28 protein-coding genes are annotated in these 25,721 nt (G+C 67.8%); 15 read left to right on the plus strand and 13 right to left on the minus strand.

The window, feature by feature from the left end:
* Nucleotide 1 precedes the first annotated feature (1 nt).
* Both QRN34_RS05590 and QRN34_RS05595 read right to left on the minus strand, forming a co-directional pair.
* On the minus strand, nucleotides 2–730 hold the full coding sequence (locus QRN34_RS05590; RefSeq protein ID WP_285402757.1) for a molecular chaperone: 729 nt from the start codon (nucleotides 728–730) through the stop codon (nucleotides 2–4).
* 2 nt (nucleotides 731–732) lie between these two features.
* Entirely contained in the window at nucleotides 733–1,239 is a 507-nt protein-coding gene (locus tag QRN34_RS05595; RefSeq protein WP_285402759.1) for a spore coat U domain-containing protein, read from the minus strand.
* 324 nt (nucleotides 1,240–1,563) lie between these two features.
* On the opposite strand from QRN34_RS05595, the gene QRN34_RS05600 reads away from it, so the two are divergent.
* From QRN34_RS05600 to QRN34_RS05620, 5 genes are read left to right on the plus strand one after another with little or no spacing between them, the layout of a single operon-like run.
* Complete coding sequence (locus QRN34_RS05600; protein ID WP_285402761.1) at nucleotides 1,564–1,968, plus strand: hypothetical protein; 405 nt, start codon at nucleotides 1,564–1,566, stop codon at nucleotides 1,966–1,968.
* Nucleotides 1,961–2,155 (plus strand): helix-turn-helix transcriptional regulator, encoded by a 195-nt coding sequence (locus tag QRN34_RS05605; RefSeq protein ID WP_285402762.1) that lies wholly within the window; start codon nucleotides 1,961–1,963, stop codon nucleotides 2,153–2,155. Before QRN34_RS05600 ends, QRN34_RS05605 begins: the two co-directional genes overlap by 8 nt.
* Nucleotides 2,156–2,159: 4 nt before the next feature.
* A complete protein-coding gene (locus QRN34_RS05610) occupies nucleotides 2,160–3,743 on the plus strand; it encodes an alpha/beta hydrolase (protein WP_285402763.1) in 1,584 nt (527 codons plus the stop codon).
* Entirely contained in the window at nucleotides 3,740–4,474 is a 735-nt protein-coding gene (locus tag QRN34_RS05615) for an ATP-binding cassette domain-containing protein (RefSeq protein WP_285402765.1), read from the plus strand. The genes QRN34_RS05610 and QRN34_RS05615 overlap by 4 nt, the downstream gene beginning before the upstream one ends.
* Nucleotides 4,471–5,646 carry an ABC transporter permease gene (locus QRN34_RS05620; protein WP_285402767.1) on the plus strand — a complete coding sequence of 392 codons (1,176 nt, stop codon included), beginning with the start codon at nucleotides 4,471–4,473 and terminating at the stop codon, nucleotides 5,644–5,646. The genes QRN34_RS05615 and QRN34_RS05620 overlap by 4 nt, the downstream gene beginning before the upstream one ends.
* Here QRN34_RS05620 and QRN34_RS05625 read toward each other — a convergent pair.
* Nucleotides 5,643–7,754: a TonB-dependent receptor gene (locus tag QRN34_RS05625; protein ID WP_285402769.1), complete on the minus strand. Its 2,112-nt coding sequence runs from the start codon at nucleotides 7,752–7,754 to the stop codon at nucleotides 5,643–5,645. The two genes, QRN34_RS05620 and QRN34_RS05625, sit on opposite strands and share 4 nt — an antisense overlap.
* 120 nt (nucleotides 7,755–7,874) lie before the next feature.
* Here QRN34_RS05625 and QRN34_RS05630 point away from each other — a divergent pair, with 120 nt between their 5' ends.
* On the plus strand, nucleotides 7,875–8,723 hold the full coding sequence (locus QRN34_RS05630) for a methyltransferase (protein ID WP_285402771.1): 849 nt from the start codon (nucleotides 7,875–7,877) through the stop codon (nucleotides 8,721–8,723).
* Nucleotide 8,724: 1 nt separating this feature from the next.
* Nucleotides 8,725–9,279 carry a pseudouridine synthase gene (locus tag QRN34_RS05635; protein WP_285402773.1) on the plus strand — a complete coding sequence of 185 codons (555 nt, stop codon included), beginning with the start codon at nucleotides 8,725–8,727 and terminating at the stop codon, nucleotides 9,277–9,279.
* Here QRN34_RS05635 and QRN34_RS05640 read toward each other — a convergent pair.
* The 8 genes from QRN34_RS05640 to rpsU all read right to left on the minus strand — a co-directional run bounded on the left by QRN34_RS05640 (nucleotide 9,264) and on the right by rpsU (nucleotide 15,624).
* Nucleotides 9,264–9,875 (minus strand): 2-dehydro-3-deoxy-6-phosphogalactonate aldolase, encoded by a 612-nt coding sequence (locus QRN34_RS05640; protein WP_285402775.1) that lies wholly within the window; start codon nucleotides 9,873–9,875, stop codon nucleotides 9,264–9,266. The genes QRN34_RS05635 and QRN34_RS05640 overlap by 16 nt on opposite strands.
* Complete coding sequence (locus tag QRN34_RS05645) at nucleotides 9,872–10,765, minus strand: SMP-30/gluconolactonase/LRE family protein (RefSeq protein WP_285402777.1); 894 nt, start codon at nucleotides 10,763–10,765, stop codon at nucleotides 9,872–9,874. Before QRN34_RS05645 ends, QRN34_RS05640 begins: the two co-directional genes overlap by 4 nt.
* Before the next feature lie 58 nt (nucleotides 10,766–10,823).
* Nucleotides 10,824–11,822 (minus strand): 2-dehydro-3-deoxygalactonokinase, encoded by a 999-nt coding sequence (locus QRN34_RS05650; protein ID WP_285402779.1) that lies wholly within the window; start codon nucleotides 11,820–11,822, stop codon nucleotides 10,824–10,826.
* Between the two features lie 57 nt (nucleotides 11,823–11,879).
* The gene (locus QRN34_RS05655) at nucleotides 11,880–12,494 is read right to left on the minus strand and encodes a DedA family protein (protein WP_285402781.1); all 615 of its coding nucleotides are present in this window, start codon (nucleotides 12,492–12,494) and stop codon (nucleotides 11,880–11,882) included.
* 91 nt (nucleotides 12,495–12,585) lie between these two features.
* On the minus strand, nucleotides 12,586–14,328 hold the full coding sequence (gene dnaG, locus QRN34_RS05660; protein ID WP_285402783.1) for a DNA primase: 1,743 nt from the start codon (nucleotides 14,326–14,328) through the stop codon (nucleotides 12,586–12,588).
* 61 nt (nucleotides 14,329–14,389) lie between these two features.
* Nucleotides 14,390–14,563: a DUF1328 domain-containing protein gene (locus QRN34_RS05665; protein ID WP_036139288.1), complete on the minus strand. Its 174-nt coding sequence runs from the start codon at nucleotides 14,561–14,563 to the stop codon at nucleotides 14,390–14,392.
* 266 nt (nucleotides 14,564–14,829) lie between these two features.
* The gene (locus tag QRN34_RS05670) at nucleotides 14,830–15,273 is read right to left on the minus strand and encodes a GatB/YqeY domain-containing protein (protein ID WP_285402787.1); all 444 of its coding nucleotides are present in this window, start codon (nucleotides 15,271–15,273) and stop codon (nucleotides 14,830–14,832) included.
* A gap of 135 nt (nucleotides 15,274–15,408) precedes the next feature.
* Entirely contained in the window at nucleotides 15,409–15,624 is a 216-nt protein-coding gene (gene rpsU / locus QRN34_RS05675; RefSeq protein ID WP_029213735.1) for a 30S ribosomal protein S21, read from the minus strand.
* An 83-nt stretch (nucleotides 15,625–15,707) separates the two neighbouring features.
* Between rpsU and tsaD the strand changes: the two genes are divergently transcribed.
* The 6 genes from tsaD to QRN34_RS05705 all read left to right on the plus strand — a co-directional run bounded on the left by tsaD (nucleotide 15,708) and on the right by QRN34_RS05705 (nucleotide 20,616).
* A complete protein-coding gene (gene tsaD / locus QRN34_RS05680) occupies nucleotides 15,708–16,730 on the plus strand; it encodes a tRNA (adenosine(37)-N6)-threonylcarbamoyltransferase complex transferase subunit TsaD (RefSeq protein ID WP_285403081.1) in 1,023 nt (340 codons plus the stop codon).
* Between the two features lie 75 nt (nucleotides 16,731–16,805).
* Complete coding sequence (folB, locus tag QRN34_RS05685) at nucleotides 16,806–17,165, plus strand: dihydroneopterin aldolase (protein WP_285402797.1); 360 nt, start codon at nucleotides 16,806–16,808, stop codon at nucleotides 17,163–17,165.
* Complete coding sequence (locus tag QRN34_RS05690; protein WP_285402799.1) at nucleotides 17,162–18,445, plus strand: mechanosensitive ion channel domain-containing protein; 1,284 nt, start codon at nucleotides 17,162–17,164, stop codon at nucleotides 18,443–18,445. Before folB ends, QRN34_RS05690 begins: the two co-directional genes overlap by 4 nt.
* Nucleotides 18,446–18,970, plus strand: coding sequence for a 2-amino-4-hydroxy-6-hydroxymethyldihydropteridine diphosphokinase (folK, locus tag QRN34_RS05695; RefSeq protein ID WP_285402801.1), 525 nt, complete (start codon nucleotides 18,446–18,448; stop codon nucleotides 18,968–18,970). It begins immediately after the preceding gene.
* 71 nt (nucleotides 18,971–19,041) lie between these two features.
* Nucleotides 19,042–19,896, plus strand: coding sequence for a DUF6159 family protein (locus tag QRN34_RS05700; protein ID WP_285402803.1), 855 nt, complete (start codon nucleotides 19,042–19,044; stop codon nucleotides 19,894–19,896).
* Nucleotides 19,897–20,082: 186 nt separating this feature from the next.
* Nucleotides 20,083–20,616: a hypothetical protein gene (locus QRN34_RS05705; RefSeq protein ID WP_036139296.1), complete on the plus strand. Its 534-nt coding sequence runs from the start codon at nucleotides 20,083–20,085 to the stop codon at nucleotides 20,614–20,616.
* An 82-nt stretch (nucleotides 20,617–20,698) separates the two neighbouring features.
* On the opposite strand, the gene QRN34_RS05710 is transcribed toward QRN34_RS05705, so the two are convergent.
* Entirely contained in the window at nucleotides 20,699–21,436 is a 738-nt protein-coding gene (locus tag QRN34_RS05710) for a pteridine reductase (protein WP_285402806.1), read from the minus strand.
* 52 nt (nucleotides 21,437–21,488) lie between these two features.
* Nucleotides 21,489–22,163, minus strand: coding sequence for a hypothetical protein (locus QRN34_RS05715; protein WP_285402808.1), 675 nt, complete (start codon nucleotides 22,161–22,163; stop codon nucleotides 21,489–21,491).
* 203 nt (nucleotides 22,164–22,366) lie between these two features.
* On the opposite strand from QRN34_RS05715, the gene QRN34_RS05720 reads away from it, so the two are divergent.
* Together QRN34_RS05720 and QRN34_RS05725 are read left to right on the plus strand one after the other, a co-directional pair.
* On the plus strand, nucleotides 22,367–24,475 hold the full coding sequence (locus QRN34_RS05720) for a TonB-dependent receptor (protein WP_285402810.1): 2,109 nt from the start codon (nucleotides 22,367–22,369) through the stop codon (nucleotides 24,473–24,475).
* 51 nt (nucleotides 24,476–24,526) lie between these two features.
* Entirely contained in the window at nucleotides 24,527–25,720 is a 1,194-nt protein-coding gene (locus QRN34_RS05725; protein ID WP_285402812.1) for an SAM-dependent methyltransferase, read from the plus strand.
* Nucleotide 25,721 lies beyond the last annotated feature (1 nt).

The following is a 25,721-nucleotide window of genomic DNA, read 5'->3' on the forward strand; positions in this document are numbered from 1 at the left end:
GCTAGTGGCCGTCCGTATCCACCGCCAGCGTCGACTCGGACGGCTCACCGTTGATCCTCGCACGCAGGAGGCCGTCCGCGTGCCGCGCATCCGGCGGGAGCTTCCAGCGCATCGTCGCCCCAGGCAGCGCATAACCCACCAGGCCGGGCAGCAGCGGGGTGCGATGGCCCTGCCTGCCTTGCCACGCCAGGTCGGCGACCTGCGCATGGCCGTTGCCGCCGTTGTGGATGCGCAGGTGAGGACCGTCCGCGTCGCTCTCCCACGTTGCCTGCAGCGTCGCTTTCATCGTCGGGTCGCCCGCGGGTGCCAGGAACACCGGCACGGAGTAGCGCAACACGAACTTCAGCCCCGGCTTGTCGCTGGCGTCCACGGGCAGTTCGTCCACGATCACGCGGTAGGCGGTTTCCATGCCGTCCGTTGCCGGAGCGACCTGCCTGATGACGCGCACCAGCTGACGGTCGCCGGGGGCGATGGTCACCATCGGCGGGCTCACGACCAGGTCGCGAGAGGGGGCCAGTACATCCTTGCCGTCCGCCTGGGTCCAGCGGAACACACGCACCTGCGCGTGCAGCGATTCGGTGCCGGTGTTGGTGAGCCACAGGGCTTCGGCGGCGGTCGACGTGGCCAGCCGCAGTCCGATCGGCGACACCTGCAGGCCACTCGCGTGGGCGACGCACGCCATCGCGGCCAGCGCGCCGGCTATCGCCACGCGGAGCGGCCAAGGGCGCACCGTCAATAGGTGATGGTGGCGGTGATGACGTCGGCGTAGCTGCCGGCGGGGAAGTTGCTGCTGGGCACGCGGCCGTACACGGGCACGGTCTGCACGGTGCCGCTGCCGGTACCGGCGTAGGTATTGCCGCCGGTGCCCGTGGTGCTGCCCCAGACATCGGCGGACGTGCGCGTGGCCGCGCGGTACAGCTGGTAGGGCACCTGCGCCGTGCCGCTGCTCATCTTGCGGGTGTTGGCGTCGGTGCCGTTCTGGCCGTTGTCCAGCGCGATGGTGTAGGGCGCGCTGGGCGTGCAGTTCACGTTGAGCGCGCCCTGGTTGTCGGTGTTGGTCGCGGTGGACGGTTGCGTACCGAAGTTGACGTCGGTCGGCGCCGTGGTGCTGATGTCGCAGGCGGCGGTGATCGTGACGCGTACGTTGAACGTCGTGGTCGCGGTGGCGGCGTGCGCCGGGACGGCGGCGACGGACATCGCCAACAGGGTGGCGGTGGTAGCGATGAGGCGGAAGGACATGGTGCTCTCCTGTGGGCGGGACGACGCGTCGTTTCGTCGACGCTTGCCGGCGAGTGCCCTCGTGGTTTGCAAGGATCGTGGAAGCGACGCGCCGCTGTGTATGCAGGCGGCCGTGACCTGCCGGATCGACTTGACGATGCCGAAAATCTCCATGGACATGTAAAGGGTGCTTGACATCTTGAGCCTGTCGGCCCAGGATGCGTGTCAAGCGTGCTTGACACGCTTTTATCTACCGTCAGGTTCGGGGTGTCGTCCCGCGTCATGTTTCGACCGACAGCGCCCGAGGACCTGCCCATGCGTATCCCGGGGAGACAGGCGATGGCCATGCGTGCCGTACACAAGCGTTACCTGCGTGAGTTCTTCCCGGCGATGTTTGCCTACGTCGTGCTCCTGTTCCTGTCGGTCGGCTGGCTGAAGACGCTGGAAGGTACGCCGGCCCGCGCGATCGTCACCCTGCTCCCGACCCTGCCCGTCGCCTTCGTCATCCGCGCCATGGTCCGGGTCATCCGCGACCAGGACGAGTTCGAGCGACGCATCGACCTGGAGGCCATCGCCATGGCGGGAGGGATCGGCGGCTTCGGCTTCTTCACGTTCGGCATGCTGCTCCATGCGCACGTCGTTGGCGCACCACCGGCCGAAGCCGTCGCCACCTGGGTGCTGCCCGTGCTCATGGGATTGTTCGGCATCACCAAATGCGCCGTGCGCTGGCACTACCGCGGCGATGCATAACCGAGTCCGTGAACTGCGCACCGCGCTGGGCTGGTCGCAGGCGGACCTGGGCGAGAAGCTGGACGTCTCGCGGCAGACCGTGAACGCAGTGGAGACCGGCAAGTACGATCCCAGCCTGCCGCTGGCGTTCAAGATCGCGCGCCTGTTCGCGTTGCCCATCGAATCCATTTTCGCCCCCGAGGAATGACGGCATGAAACGTCCCCCACGCATCGCCATCATCGTCGTCCTGCTCACCACGGCGATGGCGGGGCGGCACCTGGTGATGTCCCGGCACGACGCGGCCGATGCCCATGCCTCCACCCAGGCGGCGACGCACACCGCGGTGCCGGCGGCCACCAACCCCGCGCCGCCGCGCGTCTGGCGACTTGGCTCCGTCGAACTGAAGCCGTGCGAGTTGCCGCAGCCGCACTCGGGCCTGTCGACTGCCGCGTGGTGTGCCGCCTTCCCGGTGCCGGAAAACCGTGCCGAGCCGCACGGTCGCATGATCACCCTGCGCCTGGCCGTGGTGCGCAGCAGCGCCCAGGTGCCGGCGGACGACATGCTCGCCTTCATCGCTGGCGGTCCCGGCCAGTCGGCCGCGGAAAGCTACGCCGGCATCGCGCCGGCCATGGCCCCGTTGCTGGCCCACCGTAACCTGCTGCTGCTGGACCAGCGCGGCACCGGCGCTTCCCATCCGCTGAGCTGCCGCGACGACGAGCCGGGCGCACCGGCAGGCGCGGCGGAAGTGCACGGCTTCGATGCCGGCGCGGTGCGGCGCGAGACGCAGCATTGCCTCGACCAGCTGTCGCAGGACGCGGACGTGCGCTTCTACGCCACCACCGATGCCGTGGCCGATCTGGAGGATGTTCGTCGTGCGCTGGGTTCGCCCACGTTCGACCTGATCGGCGTGTCCTACGGCACGCGCGTGGCGCAGCAGTACGCCATGCGCCACCCCGATGGATTGCGCACCCTCGTGCTGGACGGCATCGCGCCCAACGCGCTGGTGCTGGGCGAAGACTTCGCGGTCAACCTCGACGCGGCCCTGAAGGCGCAGTTCGCCCGTTGCGAGGCGGACGACGCGTGCCGCGCGCGCTTCAGCGATCCCTACCAGACCCTGTTCCAGTTACGCGACGCGCTGCGCGCGAACCCGCACATGGTCAGCTTCCGCGATCCGCAGAACTACGCTTCGGTGAAGCGCGTGCTCAGCGAGCACGCCCTGGCCACGGTGGTGCGCATGTTCGCCTATTCGCCGGAAACCGCCGCCTTGCTGCCCCTGTCCATCGATGCCGCCGCGCGTGGCGATGTCGGCCCCCTGCTGGGCCAGGCCAAGTTACTCACGGGCGACCTGGGCGACACCATGGATGGCGGCATGCAGTATTCGGTGATCTGCAGCGAGGACGGCGACCTCCTGCAATCGCGTCCGCAGGACAAGGACACCATCCTGGGCGACACCATGATCGAAGCGTTTCGCGCGGCCTGTTCCGTCTGGCCACACGGCACGATGCCGGCCGACTTCCACCAGCCGCTGAAGAGCGCGGTGCCCGCCTTGCTGATGTCGGGCGAATTCGACCCGGTCACGCCACCGCGTTACGGCGACGACGTGCTCAAGGGCCTGCCCAACGGCCGCCACCTGGTGCTCCGGGGCCAGGGCCACAACGTGATCTCGCGCGGCTGCATGCCACGCGTGCTCGACCATTTCATCGACACGGCCGACGCGAAGGCGCTGGACGTGACGTGCCTGGAGCGGCTGCGCCCGCTGCCGGTGTTCGTCGGATTCAACGGAGCCACGCCATGATCGAGGTAAGGGACCTGCACAAGGCCTTCGGCGCGGTGCGCGCCGTGAACGGCGTGAACTTCACCGCGCGCGACGGCGAGATCACCGGACTGCTCGGCCCCAACGGGGCGGGCAAGACCACCACGCTGCGCATGCTCTACACACTGATGCGGCCCGACGCCGGACAGGTGCTGGTGGACGGGATGGATGCCTACCAGGATGCGCTTGCGGTGCGCCGGCGCCTCGGCGTGCTTCCCGATGCGCGCGGCCTGTATAAACGGCTGACCGCCGCGGAGAACATCGATTATTTCGGCCGGCTGCACGGCATGTCGTCCGACCTGCTGGCGCGACGTCGCGAGGTCCTGATCGACGCGCTGGAGATGCGCGACATCGCCGATCGCCGTACGGAGGGTTTTTCCCAGGGGCAACGGGTCAAGACGGCCATCGCCCGTGCGCTGATCCACGATCCGCGCAACGTCCTGCTCGACGAGCCGACCAACGGCCTGGACGTGATGGCGACGCGCGCCATGCGCCGCTTCATGCGGCAGTTGCGCGACGAAGGACGCTGCGTGCTGTTTTCCAGTCACATCATGCAGGAGGTGGCCGCGCTGTGCGATCGCATCGTGGTGATCGCGCAGGGTCGTGTGGTCGCCGATGAAACGCCCGCCGCGCTGCTGGCGCAGACGGGCCAGGCCACGCTCGAGGATGCCTTCGTGACGATCATCGGTACCGACGAAGGATTGGCCGCATGAGCGCGTTCTCCGCGGTGTACTGGAAGGAAGTGCGCGAGAACCTGCGTGACCGGCGCACGCTGGTCAGCGCCCTGGTCACCGGGCCGCTGCTGGGTCCGATCATCTTCATCATGCTGATGAACGTCATGACCAATCGCGAGCTGGCCAAGGTCGATCGCAACATCGACGTTCCGGTCATCGGCGCGGAACTGGCGCCCAACCTGATGGCGGCGCTGAAAGGGGCCGGCATCGACGCGGACGCCGGCATGCCCGATCCGGAGAACGCGGTGCGCGAGCAGCGCGCCGATGTCGTGGTGCGCATCGCGCCGGACTACGCCAAGGCGTGGAACAAGGGCCAGAGCGTGCAGGTGGAGCTGATCTACGATTCCTCGCGTCGCGATGCGTCCACGCCGGTGGCGCGCGTGCGCAGCGTGGTGGAAAGCTACGGCCGCCGCGAGGGGGCGATGCGCCTCATCGCGCGCGGCCTGTCGCCGACCACGGCCTGGCCTGTGCAGGTGGCCGATCGCGACCAGGCCACGTCGCAGTCGCGATCCGCGCTGATGTTCTCGTTCCTGCCGTACTTCTTCACGCTCACCGTGTTCCTCGGCGGCATGTACCTCGCCATCGACCTCACCGCCGGTGAGCGCGAGCGTCAGTCGCTGGAGCCGCTGTTCGTCAATCCGGTAGCGCGCTGGAAGATCCTCGCCGGCAAGCTGGCGGCGATCTGCACGTTCTCGCTGGTCAGCCTGTTCCTCACCATCGCCGCGTTCATGACGGCGCCGTGGTTCATACCGACGGAAAAACTCGGTATCGCGCTCGACCTGGGCCTGCGCTTCGGCGCCCAGGTGGCTTTGCTGATGCTGCCGCTGATCCTGCTGCTGGCCGCGTTGCAGTCACTGGTGTCGGCCCTGGCCAAGAGCTATCGCGAGGCGCAGACCTACCTGTCCATCCTGATGATGATTCCCATCGTGCCGAGCGTGCTGCTCTCGGTCGTTCCGGTGCGCGCGGAGCCCTGGATGTATGCGGTGCCGCTGCTGGGCCAGAACCTGGGCATCGTGCAGCTGCTGCGCGGCGATGGCATGCCCGCCTGGCAGATCGGCACCTGCCTGGCCGGCGGGTTTGCCGCCGCGTTGCTGGCCACGCTGGGCGCGGCCATGCTCTACCGTTCCGAGCGCCTGGCGATTTCGGCCTAGCGCCAGCGCAGGTCCACGCCGACCAGGAACGTACGACCGGGCGCGGGTTCGTCGTAGCGCCCGTTGCCGTCGTTGACGATCACCGAGCCGACCACGTGCCGGTCGGCAAGGTTGTCCACGCGGGCGAAGGTGTTGATCCGCCACGGGCCATCGTCCACGACATAACCCGCCGACAGTCCGAACAGTGCATAGCCCGCCGCCGAGGCCGTGCCCAGGTCGTTCGCCGAGGTCGCGCCCATCGCGTTCATGTCCAGCCCCGCCTGCCAGCCGCGCTCGGCACCGTAGGTCAGTGCAGCATGCGCGGTGGATCGTGGCACGCCCGGAATGCGCGTGCCGGCCGCCACCGGCGTGTCGGGTGCGGCACAGCCGGTGCTGGCGCAGGTGAGGAAGGGCGTGCGGAAGCTCGCCTGCAGGTGCGTGTACGCCGCCACGAGGTGCAGGTCCGGTGCGATCTCGCTCTTGAACGACGCCTCGATGCCCTGGCGTCGCGAGCGCGCAATGTTCTGGTAGGTGGTGCGGCCGCCGAGGTTGGTCGCCACGGCCAGTTCGTCATCGCTGTCGGCGCGGAACAGGGCCAGCCCGGCTTCCGTGTGGTCCGATGGCTGCAGCTTCAGGCCCACCTCGCCGTTGTGCGAGCGCGAGGGCCGCAGGTCGAAGGCCAGGCCAGCGCCGCCGTCGGCGCGGTAGCCCAGCTCGGAGAATGTCGGCGTTTCGAAGCCGCGACCCCAGTTCGCATACACATGCGCCCACGGCGCCGCGCGCCACAGCACGCCGAACACCGGCGTGGTGGCGCTGTACGTCGTACTGCCGCTGTCGTCCGGATTGCCCGCCGCAACGTAGCGATCGGTGGAACGGAAACGTACTTCGCTGTGGCGCAGGCCGCCCATCAGGCTCCAGTCGTCGGCCACGCGCCAGGTGGCCTGCGCGTACTGGTCGAAGTCGAACACGCGGTCGATCTCGTCGCGTCGCTTGTCGCCGCGCACACCCAGCATGCCGCCCACGAAGTTGTTGTAGCCCTGCCGATGCTGTGTCTGGTTGTCGTAGGCGATGCCGGTGGCGATCTCGAAGGGGCGGCCGGCCAGCGTGTCGCTCCAGGTCCAGCGGGCGTCGCCGCCACCGTACTCGTTGGCGAGGTCCACCACACCGCCCGAGTTACCCGGCTGCGCGACCTGCGTGGCCTTGGGTATCGACAGGTACTGGGTCACGCCGCGCTGCCCGTAGTAGCCCATGACGCGCAGGCTGTTCGCCGCATCCAGGCGCTGGTCCCAGATCAGTCCGGCCTGTTGCTGGTCGGCCGACTTGCGGGTGTCGTAGGTGTCGGCCACGGTGGCGACCTGGCGCGGATCGGCCTTGAACTGCGCCTTCGTCAGTCCGAGGGGATCCTGGGCATCCGGTATGTCCACCGTATTGACCACCAGGGTGAGCTTCGTGTCGTCGCCGATCTTCCAGCCGACCTTGGCATTGCCCGATTCCCGCCGTGCCGCGCTGTGGTCGCGGTAGCCGCTGGTGCGGAAATGACTGAAGTCGACGTTGTAATCCACGGGGCCGTCGACGCCGCGCGCGTTCACGGACGTGCGCAGGTTGCCATTGCTGCCGCCGGCAACGCCGAAGCGTAGTTCCGGCGGTTCGGTGCCGTCCGCGGTGAACAGCTGCACCACGCCGCCCGACGCATTGCCGTAGAGGGCCGAGAACGGGCCGCGCAAAACCTCCACGCGCGCCGCGGAGTCCAGGTTGAAATGCGACACCTGGCCCTGGCCGTCCGGCATCGTGGCGGGAATGCCGTCGGTATACAGGCGGATGCCGCGGATACCGAAGGTGGATCGCGCGCCGAACCCACGGATGGACACCTGCGTATCCTGCGCGTAATTCTGGCGATCGCGCGCCACGATGCCGGGAATGGACTGCACCCGTTCGGACAGGTTCACGTCCAGCGAGCCGTCGGGCGGCGTGGCCACCACGTCGATGGCCGCGGGAATGTCGTAGGGTGCCTGGGCGGTGCGGGTAGCCGTCACCACCACCGGTGCGAGGGTGGCTTCCTGGGCGGAGGCGGTACCCGCCAGTGCGATGAGCACGCCCGCGGCGAGCGGACGGAGGGGGGACGGCGACATGCGAAAATCCTGCGGGGGCGGGCGCCCGGTGAGGCCTGGCATGCTGCACTGCAACCGGTGTAGCGCTGGTGATGCCGCGTGCTAGCCTTCCGGGCCACATCCCCCCAAAACGGTGTCGCCATGAAGAAACTCGCCTTTGCCTGCGCCGGCCTGCTCGGCCTCGCGCTTTCGCACGCCGCCCTGGCTGCCGGCGCCCAGCAGCCGACGCGCGCCGCATCGCCCACCGGCATCGACGCAGCGAGCGCCGCCCAGCTGGACAAGGCCGTGGCCGGTAGCTGGCGCTCGCCGGAGAACAAGGCGCGCGACATGTATCGCCACCCCCAGCAGACGCTGAGCTTCTTCGGCGTGCGCCCGGACATGACCGTCATCGAGATCTGGCCGTCCGGTGGCTGGTTCACGGAGATCCTCGCGCCCTACCTGCACGACAACGGCCACTACATCGGCGCGGTGGAAGCGGGCTCCAAGAGCACGGCGGCCCTGCAGAAGAAGTTCTCCTTCGCCCCGGCGCAGTACGGCAACGCGAAGATCATGGAGTTCAACCACAAGGCGCCGGTGCTGGGTGCGCCGGGTTCGGCCGATCGCGTACTGACCTTCCGCAACGTGCACAACTGGGCCGCCGACGGCAGTGCCGAGGCCATGTTCAAGGCCATGTTCGCGGTGCTCAAGCCCGGCGGCGTGCTGGGCGTGGAAGACCATCGTGCCGACGCCGGCAAGAAGCTCGACGACGTGGTCAACTCCGGCTACCTGCCGACCGACTACGTGATCAAGCTGGCCACCGACGCCGGGTTCAAGCTGGATGCGCAGAGTGAGATCAACGCCAACCCGAAGGACGACCACAACCATCCCAAGGGCGTGTGGACCCTGCCGCCGTCCTTCGACATGGGCGACACGGACAAGGCCAAGTGGCAGGCCATCGGCGAGTCCGACCGGATGACCCTGCGCTTCGTGAAGCCCGCCGCCGCGAAGTGACGTGCTGGTCGCGCTGAACAAGCCCTTCGGGGTGCTGTGCCAGTTCACCGACGACGCCGGCCGGCGCACGCTGGCCGACGTCGTGCCGCACAAGGGCGTGTACGCGGCCGGCCGGTTGGATCACGACAGCGAAGGCCTGCTGCTGCTCACCGACGACGGCAAACTGCAGCATCGCCTGGCCGATCCGAAGCACAAGCAGCCGAAGACGTACGTGGTGCAGGTGGAGGGTGTGCCGACGGAAGACGCCCTCCACCGGCTACGCCGGGGCGTCACGCTCAATGACGGCCCCACGTTGCCGGCCGGGGTGGAGGCGATCGACACACCCGACTGGCTATGGCCCCGCGATCCGCCCGTGCGCTTTCGCAAGACGGTGCCGGACGCGTGGCTGCGCATCGTGCTGCGCGAGGGGCGCAACCGGCAGGTGCGGCGCATGACGGCGGCCGTGGGACTGCCCACGCTGCGCCTGATCCGCGAGGCCGTCGGCGATTACCGACTCGACGGCCTGGCCCCGGGGGCCGTTCGGATCATCGACCCGACGCGTCAGACCGAGCGATAAGCGGTGACAAAGGCGGCGGCGCGTTCCCGCGTTCGTGACACGGGCTGGCCGGGTTTGTAGAGGTCGCTGCCCAGCCCGGCCCCGATGCAGCCGGCATCGAGGAACTGGCCCAGGTTCTCCGGCGTGACACCACCTACGGCCAGCAGCGGCACGTCCGGCGGCAGCACCGCGCGAATGCTCTTGATGTACGCAGGGCCCAGGTTCGACGACGGAAACAGCTTGAGCGATTGCGCGCCGGCAGCCAGCGCCGCGAACGCTTCCGTTGGCGTCATGAAACCGATGGCGGTATAGAGATTGCGCTCACGCGCCTTGCGGATGGTGGCGGGATCGGTGTTGGGCGTGACCATCAGGTGGCCGCCCAGGTCGGCCACCTGGGCGGCCGCCTCGGGCGACAGCACGGTACCCGCACCGACCAGCGCGCGTGCACCGGCCGTTTCCACCGCAAGCGGGATGCTGCGCTGCCAGTCGGGCGAATTCAGCGGGATCTCGATGGCGTCGAAGCCTTCGGCGATCAGCGCCTCGACATGGCCGACCACGTCGTCGGGCGTGATGCCGCGCAGGATCGCGATGAGGGGCAGGGCGGTGGGCCAGCTCATGACTGCACCTCGTGGCCGTAGCGCGCTTCGGGCAGGCCGCGCCCTCGCGGCGGCGTGCCGATGAAGATCGCGCCGTTGAGTGGCTCGTCGCGGAACGTGGCCTCGTCGATACCCTTGTGCGCGGAGGTGATCACCATCTGCGCCAGGTCCGTCCCGGCAAAGCTGACGCAACTGGGCTGGCGCGCGGGCAGCGGGATGATCGCATCGATACGGCCATCCGGTGCGTAGCGGACCACGCGCGACGCGCCCCACTGGGCGTTCCACAGGAAGCCGTCGGCGTCGATGGTGGAGCCGTCCGGCTCGTGGCCGGCATCGATTTCGGCAAAGCCGCGGATGCGGTCCACCTCGCCGGTGTCGGCGTCGTAGTCGCAGGCCATGATGCGGGCCGTCGGCGAATCGGTGAAGTACATCGTTTCCCCGTCGGGGCTGAAACAGATGCTGTTGGTGATCGCGGCCTTGGGCAGCGCCAGGCGACCCAACTGGCCGTTCTTCGTGTAGCGCCAGAACGAGGCGATCTGCTCGGGGCCGCGTTCGTTCAGCGTGCCGAAAATGAAGTTGCCGCCGCGGTCGCAGCGCCCGTCGTTGGTGCGCGTGCCGGGAAGATCGGCCTCGATGTCGTCCAGCACATGCAGGCGGCCATCGCGCGTGTCGAACCGGCCCAGCTGTTTCTCCATCGCCAGCAGAAGGACGCCCGGCTCGTGGGTCAGCGCGAAGCAGCCGACGCGTGCCGGCAGCACATGCTCACGCACCACGCCGGTGGCCGGGTCGTAGTCGTGGATGGTGGACGAGGCGATGTCGGTCCAGCGGACCACGCCCATCAGGTCGTCCCAGATCACGCCTTCGGCGTGGGCCTGGCGCTGCGGGGAAAGGGGTTTGAACGCATCGGTCATCAGCGGTGTCGCCTGTGTTCGTTGGCCGGATCGCCTGGGCGGCCCGGCGGGGAAAGGGTTACGCGACCAGCCCACGGCGACGGGCCACCGCGATGGCGCCGGCGCCGGCCAGGTCGCACTGCTGGTCGTCGCCGACTACCGTCAGCATGCCGGAGAAGAAGTCGTCGTCCTCGACCAGCCGCGCGATCGCTTCGCGGAGTATGGGCTTGCCGCTGACGACGAAGCGTGTACCCGGGTGCATCCGGATCGCGCTGGAGTGTTTCAGCGTGAGGATATCGGAGGCGAGCACGGCACCGAGCAGGAAGTTGGCCCGTGCATTGGCGTCACGGTCGGTGAACTGGTCGAGGATGCGCACGCTGAAGCAGGCGCGCCCCAGGCCGACTCGCTGGGCGGCGCCAGCGCCGGCCAGCAGCATCTCCGCATCGATGTGCGTGGCGAAACCGTCCTTCAGCGACCCGGCCAGGATCGTCTCGTGCGAGATCACCTGCAGCAGCTCGCCGGCCAGGGTGGTGACGCAGCCGTCGATGCGACCCTTCGTATCGATGCCGACGAACTTGGAGTGCGAGCCGGGCAGCGCGATGACCGCCGGTTCGGCCAGTGCAAGGCGTTCGACCAGGGCGAGCGCCTCGGTTTCCTCGCCGCGCATCATGTCCATGGCCTCGACGTTGTGCAGGTCGATGGGCGCCACGGCGTTGCGCACGCCCGGCACGAACCCGATGGGCGCGTGCCAGACGCCCTCGATCCGCACTTCGCGCATCGCGGCGGCCAGCTCGTCTATACCGGCCGGCGCGGGCACATGAGGGATCTCGCACAGGCCCATGTTCGAGGTGATCATGCCCGAGGCCAACACGGGGCCGATGTCGCTTTGGGTCATCCCGGCGGCGAAAAGCACCCCGGCGATGGCATCGCGCAACGCCTGTTCGAGCTTGCCGGTGTTGCCGGTGATGGCAGTGTCGCGTACGCCCACCGGACGCGTTGTCATGGCGACGGCCTCGCCGTCCTGCCAGGCGGTGACGCGGGTGTTGGTCGTGCCGGTGTCGATGGTCAGGATATTCATCACGTGTCCGCTGGAGGGCATGCCTCGTGTTCTGTTCGGGTGGACCGCGCCTGTGCCTCAGCAGTCGCCCGCGGATTTCTTCCGGCGCCACCAGATCACCGCCAGCGCGATCATCGCCGCGGCGATGGCCAGCCAGATGCCGGTCTGCCCGCGACGAATCCACATCGACAGCCAGGCGTGGTTGTGCGCACCGAAATAACCCAGGTAGACCCAGATCGGCACGCTGATGGCGGCGGCCAGGCCGTCCAGCAGCAGGAAGCGGAAGAATCCGACGCGATGCGTCGCGCCGGCGGTGATGAACACCGCGGTGCGCATGCCGGGCAGGAAGCGCGCCACGAACATCATGCGGTTGCCGTATTTCTCGAATTTTTCCTGCACCTTCGTGTAGCGCTCCGGCGTGAGCAGGCGGGACACCACACGCCAGCTCATGATCCGCGCGCCGAAATGGCGACCCAGCAGGAACATAGTGGAATCGCCCACCAGCACACCGGCCATGCCGATGCCGACCATGGTGTGCACGTCGCCGTAGCCCAGGCCCGTGATGATGCCGCCGGCGACCAGGGTGATGTCCTCGGGCAGGGGCACGCCCGCCCCGCAGAGCATCAGGGCGAAGAACACGGCGGCATAGCCATTGCGACCGAAGAAGTCGACGAGGTCGTTGAGAAGATCCATCAGTGGCGCGTGAAGCCGGCTGGGGCCGGTCCCTTGGAAGAACGAGGCGGGGATGATCCCATGGATCGTGTTACGGCGGCGGTGCGCCGCATCATTCGCCGGCCGCCCGGGCCGGTGCGGCCCGCGCCGCCAGCAACACGCGCAGCTCGGCTTTCTCCGTGTCGTCGAGGATGCCCTCGCGGCTGCGGGCGATCAGCTGTTCACGGCGTTGCATGGTGGCCTGGCGCTCCATCTGGGTAAGGGCGTCGTGGAACTCCACGCGCTGCATGTCCGCCTCGCCCACCACGTCCGCGGCCATCAGTTTCTGCAGGGACGCGTATTCGGGGCGTTCCATGAAATGCTCGACCAGCACGGCGGGGCGGATGCCGGGGCGCGCGCGCGCCACGTCGAGCAGTTCGGAGAGCAGGCCGACGCCGGGACGGTCCAGGCGCAGGAACGGGTAGGGCGGTTCGACCTCCGCGGCCAGCTCCGGCTGGGCCAGCAGCAGCGTGATGGCGCTGCGGACCAGGCTGCGCTGGACATTGGCCGGGCGCATCGTGTCGGGCCGGCGGACGGGCGGCTCCGGTTCGAGCACGGCACGGGCGCCGGTGCGCCGCTCCAGTTCCTGGCCCATCAGGTCGCGGAAGGCGCCGTCGGGCAGCTTGGCGATCAGCGGCCGTGCCCGCTCCGCCAGGCGTGCCCGGCCGTCGAGACGGCTGATGTCGACGTCACGACCCAGTTCCTCGAAAAAATATTCCGACATGGGCATGGATTCCTTCATGCGTTTCTCGAAGCCGTCCTTGCCTTCCTTGCGCACCAGCGTGTCAGGGTCCTCGCCGTCGGGCAGGAACAGGAAGTGCGCCTGGCGTCCGTCGCGCATGCGCGGCAGCACCGATTCCAGCGCGCGCCAGGCCGCGGCGCGACCCGCCCGGTCGCCGTCGAAGCAGAAATACACATCCGGCGCGGCGCGGAACAGCACCTCGGCATGGTCGGGCGTGGTCGCCGTGCCCAGCGTGGCCACGGCGATGGGCAGGCCCGCCTGGTGCAGGGCGATGACATCCATATAGCCCTCGACCACCATGATCCGCGTGAGCTGCTGGTGCGCCTGCTTCACCTGCCACAGGGCGAACAGCTCCTTGCCCTTGTGGAACAGCGGGGTTTCCGGGGAATTGAGGTACTTGGGGCTCTGTTCCGACGACAGTACGCGCCCGCCGAAGGCGATGACACGCCCGCGCCGGTCGAGGATGGGGAACATCACCCGTTCGCGGAAACGGTCGTAGCGATTGCCACGCTCGTTGCTGGCGACCATGCCCGCCTCGTTCAGCAGCTGCCGGCGGCGGTCGCTGGTGCCCAGTGCCTTGAGCACGCCGTCGAACCCCGCTGGAGCCCAGCCGATGCGGAAGCGCTTGACGATCTCGTCGTCCAGCCCGCGGCCATCGACATAGGCCTTCGCTTCCGGGCTGCCGCCCAGCTCGCGCTGGTAGAAGCTGGCCGTCTCGTCGAGCAGGGTGTAGAGGTCGCTGCGATCTTCGCGCGGCTTGTCGTCGCGGCCGCCCTCGTAAGGCACCTTGAGGCCCGCGGACTGGGCCAGCTCCTCGATGGCGTCGGGAAACTCGAGCCGGTCGTAGTCCATGATGAACTTGATCGCGCTGCCATGGGCACCGCAACCGAAGCAGTGGAAGAACTGCTTCTGGGGGCTGACATAGAAGGAGGGTGAGCGTTCGTTGTGGAACGGGCAGCAGGCCGTCCACTCGCGCCCGGCCTTTTTCAGCGGGACGCGCCGCTCGATCACGTCGACGATGTCGACGCGGGTCAGCAGTTCATCGATGAAACTGTCGGGAATACGGCCGCGCATCAGTTGCCTAGGATGCCATGCATCCGGCTCCGTATGGCGTCCGCATTCCCGACGGGCGCGATCAGAACGCCAGGTGGAAGACGCCGATGACGGCCAGGATCGCGATCACGAACAGGATCAGGAAGATGGCGAAGCAGATCTTGGCGATAGTGCCGGCAACGCCCGACACGCGGCTGAAGCCGAGCGCGCCGGTAACGAGGGCGATGAGACCGAAAATAATGGCGTACTTGAGCATTGGGGATTCCCGTCGAGCGCCGGAGGAGGGTCCCGCCAGCTGCGGTGCGGAGAATGCTCACAAATGTGTAGGGCTGCCGTGAATATGTCACGCCGATGTCACCCCCCAACCATCCCCTGACGGGTGGAAGGCACCGTGCGTAGGAGCGCACGACGTGCGCGAAAAGCCAACAGCGCGAAGACGAGGCAAGCGCCATTTTTCCAGCGTAATCGCGAAAAGATGTCGCGCGCGTACGCGCGCTCCTACACGGTCGGTCCGGCCGCTGGTCAGACCAGGCGGGCTTTGACCTTGCCTGCCACGGCGCCCATGTCGGCGCGGCCGGCGGCCTTTTCCTTCACCAGGGCCACGACCTTGCCCATGTCGCGGGCGGTGGTGGCACCGGTCTCGGCGATGGCGGCTGCGATCACGGCGTCCAGTTCGGCCTCGCTGAGCTTGGCGGGGAGGTAGCCGTCGATGACGCCCATCTCGTAGCGCTCGATGTCGGCCAGGTCGGTGCGGCCGGCCTTGTCATACTGCTCGATGGAGTCGCGACGCTGCTTCTGCATCTTCTCCAGCGCCGCCAGCACCTGGGCGTCGTCCAGTTCGATGCGCTCGTCCACTTCGCGCTGCTTGATCTGGGCCTGCATCAGGCGGATAACGGCCAGGCGGTCTTTCTCGCCGCCCTTCATGGCGGCCTTCATGTCTTCGGTGATCTTTGCCTTCAGGCTCATGTCTTTTCTCCGGGACGACGAAAAGCCGGCTTCACCTTTCGGCGAAGCCGGCTCGGGATTCCGCCTGATTGCGGCGGCAGCGGGCGAACGCGCCAGCCGCGGGTCCAGCACCCGGCCTGACGGCCGGGCCGGCAATCAGTACATGCGGGTCCGGCGCGTCGTGTCGCGGGACAGACGGCGCAGGTGACGCTTCACCGCGGCAGCGCGCTTACGCTTACGCTCCTGGGTCGGCTTTTCGTAAAATTCGCGCTTGCGCGTTTCGGCCAGAACGCCAGCCTTCTCGCACGTACGCTTGAAGCGGCGAAGGGCAAGCTCAAACGGCTCGTTCTCGCGGACTTTAACGCTCGGCATGGAAACTCCACTTGTTTAAACTGACCCGTCTACCCGGGTGAGCCGCGGATTATAACGTGATCGATTCGAAAAATTCAAAGCCCGTGTTGGGCGTGGAAACCTCCTGCGACGAGACGGGGGTGGCCCTGCTCCGCTGGGACCCGCAGCAGCCGGGCCGCGGCCTGCTTTCCCACGCGTTGTTCAGCCAGATCGCCCTGCACGCCGAATACGGCGGCGTGGTGCCCGAACTGGCCAGCCGCGACCACGTGCGCAAGCTGGTGCCGCTGGTACGCCAGGCCCTGAAGGATGCCGGCCTGGCGCCCGCGGACCTGGGCGGCGTCGCCTATACCGCCGGCCCCGGCCTGGTCGGGGCCCTTCTGGTGGGCGCCTCGGCGGCGCGTGCCATGGCCTGGGCCCTCGGCATCCCTGCCATCGGGGTCCATCACATGGAAGGGCACCTGCTGGCGCCCCTGCTGGAAGACGACCCCCCGGAGCCCCCGTTCGTGGCCCTGCTGGTCTCGGGCGGTCATTCCATGTTGGTGGCGGTGAAGGCCATCGGTGAGTACACCATCCTGGGCGACACCCTGGACGACGCGGCGGGCGAGGCGTTCGACAAGACCGCCAAGCTGATGGGCCTGCCGTACCCGGGTGGACCGGCCCTGGCCAGGCTGGCCGAGCAGGGCACGCCTGGCCGATTCCGCTTCTCCCGGCCCATGGTCGACCGGCCGGGCCTCGACTTCAGCTTCTCCGGCCTGAAGACCCAGGTACTGCTGGCGTGGCAGGCCTCCGACAAGACGGCGCAGACCCGCGCGGACATCGCACGGGCCTTCGAGGAGGCCATCGTCGACACGCTGGCGATCAAGTGCCGGCGCGCCCTGGAGGCCAGTGGCGCCCGGCGGCTGGTGATCGCCGGTGGCGTCGGCGCCAACAAGCGCCTGCGCGAGCAACTGGCGGACGCCGCGGCGAAGGACGGTTTCCGGGTGTATTTCCCGCGGATGGCCTTCTGTACCGACAACGGGGCCATGATCGCCCTGGCCGGCGCCATCCGCCTGGCCGCCGGCCAGCACCAGGACGCTACCATCGAAGTGCATCCGCGCTGGAGCCTGGAGAGCCTGCCCGCCGCATGACGCGTCGTTGCTTACGGTTGCACAAAAGGCATCCGTCGCCGACCCTGTAAGCCCTTCGCATCACCAGACACCCGCATGGATATCGTCTTCATCGAAGACCTGCGCATCGACGCGGTCATCGGCATCTACGACTGGGAACGCCGTATCCGGCAGACGCTGTCGTTCGACATCGAGATGGCCTTCGACAATCGCAAGCCGGCGGAAACCGACGACATCGAGCAGACGCTCAACTACAAGTCGGTCTCCAAACGCCTGCAGGCCTATGTCGAGGCGTCCAGTTTCGGCCTCGTCGAGACCCTGGCGGAACGTTGCGCGCAGATCGTCCGCGAGGAATTCGGCGTGGCCTGGGTGCGCCTGAAACTGTCCAAGCCCGGTGCCGTGCGCGGCGCGAAAGCCGTGGGTGTCCGCATCGAACGCGGCACCCGACCGGAATGATTCCCAAGGAGGCCCCGTTCAACGTCATGGAAGAGTTCCTCGCATCCCCCGAACTGAAACGGGTGGCCTTCGTCGCCGGCCTGTTCCTCGCGGCCTGGCTGGTCGGCCTGCTGGGCCGGGTGTTCCTGCATCGCGTAGTGCGCGTGGCCACCCGTCACACCGCCTGGCGCTGGGACGACGCCCTCTACGAATACGGTGCGTTCCGCTGGCTGGCGCGGATGCTCCCCGCCATCGTCGTCTACTACGGCATCGCCCTGTTCCTCTCGGTGGCCGACGACGACATGGGTGCCTTCATCCGCAACCTGGCCGTGTGCTGGATGATCGTCTGCGTGATCGCCGCGCTGGGTCGCGCCCTGATCGCCTTCGAATCGCTCTACAGCGCCACGCCGGCAGGCAAGCGTTCCATCAAGGGCGTCGTGCAGCTGATGCAGCTGGCCTTGTGGATCGTCGCGCTGGTGCTGGTCATCACCAAGCTCACCCACCAGAGCATCGGCCTGTTGCTGTCCGGCATCGGCGCCATGTCAGCTGTGCTGCTGCTGGTGTTCAAGGACACCATCCTCGGCTTCGTCGCCGGTATCCAGCTCAGCACCAACGACATGCTGCGCGTGGGCGACTGGATCACCATGGCCTCGGCCGGCGTCGATGGCGATGTCGTCGACATCACACTGCACACGGTGAAGGTGCGCAACTTCGATCGCACCATCGTGACCGTGCCCACCTGGCGCCTGATCGCGGAATCGTTCCAGAACTGGCGCGGCATGTCCGAATCGGGCGGCCGGCGGATCAAGCGGGAGTTGTTCATCGACGCCGCAGGCGTGCGTTTTCTCGAGGACGAGGAAATCGAACGCTTCGGCAAGGTGCACCTGCTCACCGGTTACCTCGCACGCAAGCGCGAGGACATCTCGCGGTGGAACGAGGCCCTGGGCGAGCCCGGCAAGCTGCCGGTCAATCGCCGCCGGCAGACCAATATCGGCGCCTTCCGCGCGTATGCCGATGCTTACCTCGCGGCCCATCCGGACGTGCACGACAGGATGACCCGCATGGTCCGCATGCGCGATCCGGGCGCGCTGGGCATCCCGCTGGAAATCTACGCGTTCACCAACACGGTGGTCTGGCTCGACTACGAGCGGATCCAGGCGGACATCTTCGACCACCTCATCGCCATCCTCCCCGAGTTCGGCCTGCATCCGTTCCAGCAGCCGTCAGGCGGCGACCTGCGCGAAGGTTTCGCGGCCCTGCGTGCGTCGTCCGCCGCGGCGATCGCACCGGGGGGCGACTGAATGGGGCGCGCCTACCTCAGCCTCGGTTCCAACATCGACGCCGCACGCTGGCTCGGCGCGGCGGTGAGGGAACTGCGTGCGCGGTTCGGCCCGCTGGACGTCTCGCCCGTCTACCGTAGCGCTGCCGTCGGCTTCGACGGTCCCGATTTCCTCAACCTTGCCGTGGCGATGGACAGCGACCTCGAGCCGGAGGCCCTGAACGACTGGCTACACGCGCTGGAGGACCGCCACGGGCGTGTCCGCGGCGGCGAGCGCTATGCGGACCGCACGCTCGATGTCGACATCGTGCTCTATGACGACCGGGTGCTGCGAGGGCCAGGGCACCTCGAGTTGCCGCGGGGCGAACTGCGCCATGCCTTCGTCCTCAAGCCGCTGGCCGATATCGCGCCGGCCGTGCGCCATCCGGTCGATGGGCGCACCCTCGGCGAATTGTGGTCAGCCTTCCCGGCAGACAGCGAGCCGCTGGCGCGGGACGAGGCCTGCACGGCGGCGGTCCAGGCGGGCGGCCGATGCGCCGGGTCATGACCACCCGCGGTGGCAGCGCGTCGGGCAAGGTGATACAACGCGTTCCACCTAAGGGGCTATAAGGAGCGGCAATGGGTAAGTTCGCACGCAGTTGGGCGCTGATGAAGGCGAGCGCCCGCATCCTCCGCCAGGACAAGGAACTGATGCTTTTCCCGCTGTTCGCGGGCATCGCGTCGCTGCTGGTGATCGCCACCTTCGCCTGGCCGGTCATCGCCATGATCGGCACCCACCATGCCGACTTCGAAGGGCAGCGCCGCCACGTCTCGCCGTTGTTCATGCTGGTCAGCTTCGCGTTCTATTTCGTGCAGTACAGCGTAGTCATCTTCTTCAACGTGGCGCTGGCCTCCGCTGCCATGATCCGCCTCGACGGCGGCAATCCGACGCTTGGCGACGGCCTTCGCGCCGCGCGCGGCAAGCTGCCGAACATCATCGGCTACGCACTCGTGGCCGCCACGGTGGGCATGATCCTGCGCGCCCTGCAAGAGCGCCTCGGGTTCGTCGGCCGCATCGTGGCCGGTGTGCTCGGCTTCGGCTGGACGGTCGCTACCTTCCTCGTCGTGCCGGTGCTGGCCGCCCAGGACATCGGCCCGGTGGACGCGGTGAAGCGCAGCACCTCGCTGCTGAAGCAGACCTGGGGCGAAAACCTCATCGGCAATGCCGGCATCGGCGTGGCTGGCGGCGTGCTCACCCTCTGCCTGCTGTTCGCCAGCGGCCTGCTGTTCTTCGGCGCGTTCGCCACGCACTCGGTGGCATTGATGGTCGCCGTCGGCGTCGCCGCCGTGATCGCCCTGGTCGCGCTCACGCTGTTCCAGTCGGCGATGCACGGGGTCTACTCCGCAGCGCTGTATCGGTTCGCTACCGAAGGCGATCCGGGGCAGGGCTTCGATCGGGCGCTGCTTGAATCGGCGTTCCGCCCCAAGAAGTGAGTCGTCCCGCCATTCACCTCAGGGTGGACGACGCCGATTCGGCAGGATGCCGAAGCGCATGAGGACCCGTTGCCGTAGGTGCGGACGGATTTGACAGGCTGCGACGGCACCCTATAGTCGGTGACGCAGGCGGCAAAAACCCGCCCTGCGCGCGGGGGGATCCGCTCGGTGAAAAGGAGCATCGCCATGGAAAGGAAAGGACTGTCTGCATCGATCGGCCTGTGTGCCGTCATCCTGATGTCGACGATGGGACATGAAGCATCGGCCGGTGACGTACCGGCGCAGGGTCGCGATACCGCGACGGTGTCGGCGGCTGCCCCCGCTGGTGACGCCACGGGCGAAACCTCGTGCAGCCATGTGTTCAATGGATACACCATCACGGGCTATGCGCGACTTCGCGTCGTCACATCCGGGCAGCGGGTCACTGCCACGGTGACCGAATACCGCATCGCCGGTGCGAGCTCCAGCCGCAACAAGGCCAATGTCGATAACGACATGCGAGTCTGGAACAACGCGGCGGGCACGGGCGAGGGCAAGGCGGCGGACCTGGTCCATTCGGCGGATGCGATGCGCCAGGACGGGCAGTGGCACACGTTGAACCAGTCGGTCAGCAGCGCTCCCGGTTTCGACGTGAAGCGCGCACGCGTGGGCGTACGCTTCACGTTCGACATGGCCAGTGGCGATCCGACGTGCTGGGCTACTTTCGAGGCCACGTTATAGGGCGGATGCCATCCACGGCGCGCGGCCTGGGGCTGTTTCCCTGGCTGTGCCACGGTCGCGGTCCTGCCGGTGGTAGCCGCACTCAGATGGTCAACACCCTGCCGCCATCGACCCGGATCACCTGGCCGGTGGTGTAGTGCGCATCTTTCAGCAGCCAGCGCACGGCTTCCGCGACATCCCGCGGGTCGCCCTTGCGGGCCATCGGTGTCTTGGCGAGCAAGGCATCGACCGCCTCATCCGGCTTGCCGGACATCGGCCAGAGGATGGCACCCGGCGCCACGGCGTTCACGCGGACGTCCGGCGCCAGGTCCTTCGCCAGCGCCTGCGTCAGCATGACCAGCGCGGCCTTGGCCATCGAGTAGACGGTGTGTCCTCCCAGGGGGCGCTCCGCGTAGATGTCGACGATATTGACGATCGCCCCGCGTGCCTCGCGCAACGCCGGCGTGGCAGCCTGGGCCAGGAAGAACGGTCCGCGCGCGTTCGCGGCGAACAGGTCGTCCCAATGCGCCGGCGTGGTCTGGCCGATCGGCGTGGGGTAGAACGCCGAGGCATTGTTGACCAGGCCGTCGAGCCGGCCGAAGCGGGAAAGCACGGCGCCGATCAGGGCCTCGGGCGTGGCATCGTCTTCCAGTGCGCCGGCGAAGGTCGCGGCGCTGTCCGCGCGCACGCCGTTGAATTCCGCGGACAGCGCCTCGGCATCGGCGGCGGACCGGTGGTAGTGGATCGCCAGGGTGCAGCCGGCGGCATGCAGGTGCCGCGCGATCGCTGCGCCGACACGACGCGCGCCGCCGGTCACGAGAACAACGCTTTGCTGGTTCACACGACACTCCCTGTACGGCCGGTGGCGAGCTTGACGCAAACGCCGCGCGGCGTCACTTCCCGTTGGTGTCCGGTGCCATCGGCGCCATCGGCGGCTCGGCGCCCTCGACATGCACCTCGCCGCTGAACAGCTCCATGGCGCTTTTGGCGACATGGTTGGTGTCGTAGTAGGCATACGCGCCCACGCCCATGGCGCCGACGATGGGCAGCCAGCGGGAGATGCCCTTGCCCACGGCGCGCTTGGACACGCTGACGCCGATGCGGCCGGCCACGCGCTGGAGCACGCCCCCGGCGGCCCGGCGGAACACCAGGCGGTCGCCGACGCGCATGGCGATGTCGCGGAAAGCCTGCGCGGCGGTATGCCGGAACAGGCACCAGAGCATCTGTTCCCGGCCCAGGCTGGCCGTCTTGCCATAGGCCGCAGCGATATCGCTGACCAGCTGTCCCTGGATGCGCCAGATGGCGACCAGCTCCGGCAACACGGTAAGCCAGCCGACCGGGCCCGGGGGCAGGGCGAGCGACCCGGCGGTCAGGCCGGCCTTGCGGGCCGCGGCGGCGGCGAGCTGCTGGCACTTCTCCTCCACGTTGGCCGGCGAGGCGGCGGCCACATCGCTGTCCGGGATATGGCTGACGAAGCTCAGGATGGCCCGGGTGACCGGGCTTTCGGTGCGGTCGGCGACCACGGCAATGATTTCTTTCGAGGTGGAGGTGGCGTCGTGCTTCGCCATCGGGGCAGTTCCATGGAATCGAGGGGACCATGGTCGCCTTGGGGGCGTGAGTCGTCCATGAAGCGGGTTCGCGGTATGCTTTGAGACAAATCTCAGGGCCGAAAGCGGTCTGAAAGGTCGAAACGCCATAGTCGCCGCACCGAAATTCCCCCTTGCTGCGCCTGTCGTCAGTAACGTTATAACATTCGTAAGAAGAGTCCCCGATGACCCCTGTTCGCCTCGCCTTCTGCATCGCGCTTGCCCTTTCCGCCGCGCCGGCCTTCGCCACCGACGAAGCGCCCCCGCAAAAAGCCACGAACCTGGGCGAGGTCGATGTCAATGCGCGCCTGGACGAGGCCCGTAACAGCCTGTCGCCGGACACGGGCAGCAGCCAGTACGTGATGAGCCGCCAGACGATCCAGGCGTTGCCCCTGGGCGATTCCACCCCGCTCAACCAGGTCGTGCTCCAGGCGCCGGGCGTGGTGCAGGATTCCTACGGTCAGCTGCACGTGCGTGGCGACCACGCCAACCTGCAGTACCGGATCGACGGCGTGCTGATCCCCGAGAGCATCGGCGGCTTCGGCCAGACGCTGGACACGCGCATGATCGACAGCGTGAAGCTGCTCACCGGCGCGTTGCCCGCGCAGTACGGCGAGCGCACCGCGGCCATCGTGGATATCACCACCCGTACGCCGAAGGACGGCGTCGGCGGCAGCGTCGGCATCACCGGTGGCCAGTTCGGCACCGTGAACCCCAATGCGACCCTGTTCGGCAAGAAGGACGACTGGAGCTTCTTCCTGACGGCCAACTACCTGAAGAACGATGTCGGCATCGAGAACCCGACCGCCAGCCGCAACGCCATCCACGACCACACCAACCAGGTGAAGGCATTCGGCGACGTTTCCTACCTCATCAACAACGACACGCGCATCAGCTTCATGTTCGGCGCGACCAACAACCGCTTCGAGATCCCCAACAACCCGGGGCAGACGCCGCAGTTCGGCTACCTGGACGTCACCAACTTCGATTCCGCGCAGCTCGACGAGCGCCAGCAGGAAAAGACCCGGTTCGGCGTGCTCAGCCTGCAGGGCAAGATGGGCGACACCGCTTACCAGGTCTCGGCCGGTGAGCGTTACAGCAGCCTGGACTTCACGCCCGACGACATCGGTGACCTGATGTTCAACGGCGTCGCTTCGGACGTGCGCCGCGCGAACCGCGCCACCACGCTGCAGGCGGATTTCGCCACGCCGCTGGGTGACAGCCATACCCTCCGCTACGGCATTTACGGCGAGTTCGAGCGCGCCACGTCGACCAACAACGCCCTGGTGTTCCCGGCCGACGGCGACGGCAACCAGACCTCCACCACGCCGCTGAACATCCTCGACAGCAGCCGCATCCTGGCGCGCACGTACGCGCTCTACCTGCAGGACGAGTGGAGCATCGGCGATAAGTGGACGGTGAACTACGGCGTGCGCGCCGACAAGTACAACGCGTTCAAGCCGGAAAGCCAGCTCAGCCCGCGCCTGGGCGTGGTCTACCAGCCGGTGGACGGCACCACGATCCACGCCGGCTACTCGCGTTACTTCACGCCGCCGGCCAGCGAGTCGATCAGCCCCACCTCGATCGCCAAGTTCGTCGGCACGACCAACGCGCTGCCGGACAACGGCAACGACACGCCGCTGGCCGAGCGCAGCAGCTACTACGACGTGGGTATCTCGCAGAAGCTGGGCACGCAGTGGACCGTGGGCCTGGACAGCTACCGGCGCAACGTGTCGCGCATCCAGGATGAAGGGCAGTTCGGTGCCGCTGTCGTCTATTCGACCTTCAACTACGACCAGGGCAAGGTCAAGGGCGACGAGCTGACCGTCAACTACGACGGTGGCGCGCTGACCGCCTACTTCAACTTCTCGTACAACCGCTCGGTGGGCAAGCGCATCATCACCGGCCAGTACAACTTCGCTCCGGACGACCTGGCCTACATCCAGGACCACTTCATCCACCTCGACCACGACCAGAAGTACACCTCGTCGGGCGGCATCAGCTACGCGTTCGACGACAGCACACGCATCGGGGCGAACTACCTGTTCGGCTCGGGCCTGCGTCGCGACGGCATCGTCCCCAACGGCGACACCATGCCGGCGTACTTCCAGCTCAACCTGAGCGTGGCGCACGACTTCAACCTGACCAGCGTGGGCGCGACACACGCGCAGTTCGCCCTGGTCAACGCGCTGGATCGCACCTACCAGCTGCGTGACGGCTCGGGCATCGGCGTGGGCGCACCGCAGTTCGGGCCGCGCCGTGGCGTGTTCCTCTCGCTGCAGCAGGACTTCTGAGTCCTCACATCGAGGTGACCATGCGGTCATGCCTTCCATTATCCTGAAGGCATGACCGCCAAGCTTCCCGATCCCGGCGCCGACGAGCGCGCCCACTCCGACCATCTGTCCGCCCTGCTCCGCGAGGAGATCGCGAGCCACGGTCCCATGCCGTTCTCCCGTTTCATGGAGCGGTGCCTCTACGCGCCGGGCCTGGGTTACTACAGCGCAGGCAAGACCAAGTTCGGTGCGGATGGCGATTTCGTCACCGCGCCGGAACTGGGCACGCTGTTCGCCCGCTGTGTCGTCCGCGCGTTCGAACCGGTACTGGCCTCGCTGGGGCCGGAGGCCGATGTGCTCGAGATCGGCGGCGGCAGCGGCGCCTTCGCCGAAGCGGCACTGCGCGCCCTGGATGCCGCCGGCCGTGCGCCGCGACGGTTCATGATCCTGGAACCCAGCGCTGACCTGCGCGAGCGACAGCGCGAGCGGCTGCAGGCCACCCTGCCGGCCGATGTGGCCGCACGTGTGAGCTGGCTGGACGGTCCGCTGGAAACGGAGTGGGAGGGCGTGATCTTCGCGAATGAAGTCATCGATGCCCTGCCGACCACACGGATCACGGCCCGCGAGGGCGAAATCTACGAAGAGCACGTGGTGCTCGACGGCGAGGGCCGGTTCATGCGCAGCGATCGACCGGCGGATGCCCTGGTCCGCGGCGCCGTGCGCCATGTAGAGCGCGACCTGGGCCGCGACTTCGCCGATGGCTACCGCACCGAGATCCTGCCGCAGCTGCCGTACTGGATGCAGGCGGTGGCCGGCACGCTGCGTCGTGGCGCGATGCTCTTCGTCGACTACGGCTACACCCGCGGGGAGTTCTACCTGCCCGAGCGCACCGACGGCACGTTGCGCGCGTTCTATCGCCATCGTGCCCACAACGACGCCTTCCACCTGCCGGGCCTGCAGGACCTGACCGCATCGGTGGACTTCACGGCGCTGGCGGAGGCGGGCAACAACGCGGGGTTCGGCGTGGCCGCCTACCTGTCGCAGGCGCGGTTCCTGATCGCCGCTGGCTTGCAGGACGTTTTCGAGGACGACTACCTGGCTCTGACCGACGAAGCGGCGCGCTTCCGGTTGTCACAGGAAGTAAAGAAGCTGACCTTGCCCGACCAGATGGGCGAGCGCTTCCAGGTGATGATGTTCGCCAGGGACATCGACCCGGGCGTGTTGCCGGCCGAGGTGATGGCGGCGGACCAGGGCTCCCGTCTGTAAG

The sequence above is a fragment of the Luteibacter sp. ME-Dv--P-043b genome (genome assembly GCF_030209605.1).
In the GTDB taxonomy this organism is placed as follows: domain Bacteria; phylum Pseudomonadota; class Gammaproteobacteria; order Xanthomonadales; family Rhodanobacteraceae; genus Luteibacter.

Coding starts and splice junctions, on each gene's coding strand:
- QRN34_RS05595 (WP_285402759.1), bottom strand. CDS start 1,239: ATGTCCTTCCGCCTCATCGCTACCACCGCCACCCTGTTGGCGATGTCC.
- QRN34_RS05600 (WP_285402761.1), top strand. CDS start 1,564: ATGCGTGCCGTACACAAGCGTTACCTGCGTGAGTTCTTCCCGGCGATG.
- QRN34_RS05605 (WP_285402762.1), top strand. CDS start 1,961: ATGCATAACCGAGTCCGTGAACTGCGCACCGCGCTGGGCTGGTCGCAG.
- QRN34_RS05610 (WP_285402763.1), top strand. CDS start 2,160: ATGAAACGTCCCCCACGCATCGCCATCATCGTCGTCCTGCTCACCACG.
- QRN34_RS05615 (WP_285402765.1), top strand. CDS start 3,740: ATGATCGAGGTAAGGGACCTGCACAAGGCCTTCGGCGCGGTGCGCGCC.
- QRN34_RS05620 (WP_285402767.1), top strand. CDS start 4,471: ATGAGCGCGTTCTCCGCGGTGTACTGGAAGGAAGTGCGCGAGAACCTG.
- QRN34_RS05625 (WP_285402769.1), bottom strand. CDS start 7,754: ATGTCGCCGTCCCCCCTCCGTCCGCTCGCCGCGGGCGTGCTCATCGCA.
- QRN34_RS05630 (WP_285402771.1), top strand. CDS start 7,875: ATGAAGAAACTCGCCTTTGCCTGCGCCGGCCTGCTCGGCCTCGCGCTT.
- QRN34_RS05640 (WP_285402775.1), bottom strand. CDS start 9,875: ATGAGCTGGCCCACCGCCCTGCCCCTCATCGCGATCCTGCGCGGCATC.
- QRN34_RS05645 (WP_285402777.1), bottom strand. CDS start 10,765: ATGACCGATGCGTTCAAACCCCTTTCCCCGCAGCGCCAGGCCCACGCC.
- QRN34_RS05650 (WP_285402779.1), bottom strand. CDS start 11,822: ATGAATATCCTGACCATCGACACCGGCACGACCAACACCCGCGTCACC.
- QRN34_RS05655 (WP_285402781.1), bottom strand. CDS start 12,494: ATGGATCTTCTCAACGACCTCGTCGACTTCTTCGGTCGCAATGGCTAT.
- dnaG (WP_285402783.1), bottom strand. CDS start 14,328: ATGCGCGGCCGTATTCCCGACAGTTTCATCGATGAACTGCTGACCCGC.
- QRN34_RS05665 (WP_036139288.1), bottom strand. CDS start 14,563: ATGCTCAAGTACGCCATTATTTTCGGTCTCATCGCCCTCGTTACCGGC.
- QRN34_RS05670 (WP_285402787.1), bottom strand. CDS start 15,273: ATGAGCCTGAAGGCAAAGATCACCGAAGACATGAAGGCCGCCATGAAG.
- rpsU (WP_029213735.1), bottom strand. CDS start 15,624: ATGCCGAGCGTTAAAGTCCGCGAGAACGAGCCGTTTGAGCTTGCCCTT.
- folB (WP_285402797.1), top strand. CDS start 16,806: ATGGATATCGTCTTCATCGAAGACCTGCGCATCGACGCGGTCATCGGC.
- QRN34_RS05690 (WP_285402799.1), top strand. CDS start 17,162: ATGATTCCCAAGGAGGCCCCGTTCAACGTCATGGAAGAGTTCCTCGCA.
- folK (WP_285402801.1), top strand. CDS start 18,446: ATGGGGCGCGCCTACCTCAGCCTCGGTTCCAACATCGACGCCGCACGC.
- QRN34_RS05700 (WP_285402803.1), top strand. CDS start 19,042: ATGGGTAAGTTCGCACGCAGTTGGGCGCTGATGAAGGCGAGCGCCCGC.
- QRN34_RS05705 (WP_036139296.1), top strand. CDS start 20,083: ATGGAAAGGAAAGGACTGTCTGCATCGATCGGCCTGTGTGCCGTCATC.
- QRN34_RS05715 (WP_285402808.1), bottom strand. CDS start 22,163: ATGGCGAAGCACGACGCCACCTCCACCTCGAAAGAAATCATTGCCGTG.
- QRN34_RS05720 (WP_285402810.1), top strand. CDS start 22,367: ATGACCCCTGTTCGCCTCGCCTTCTGCATCGCGCTTGCCCTTTCCGCC.
- QRN34_RS05725 (WP_285402812.1), top strand. CDS start 24,527: ATGACCGCCAAGCTTCCCGATCCCGGCGCCGACGAGCGCGCCCACTCC.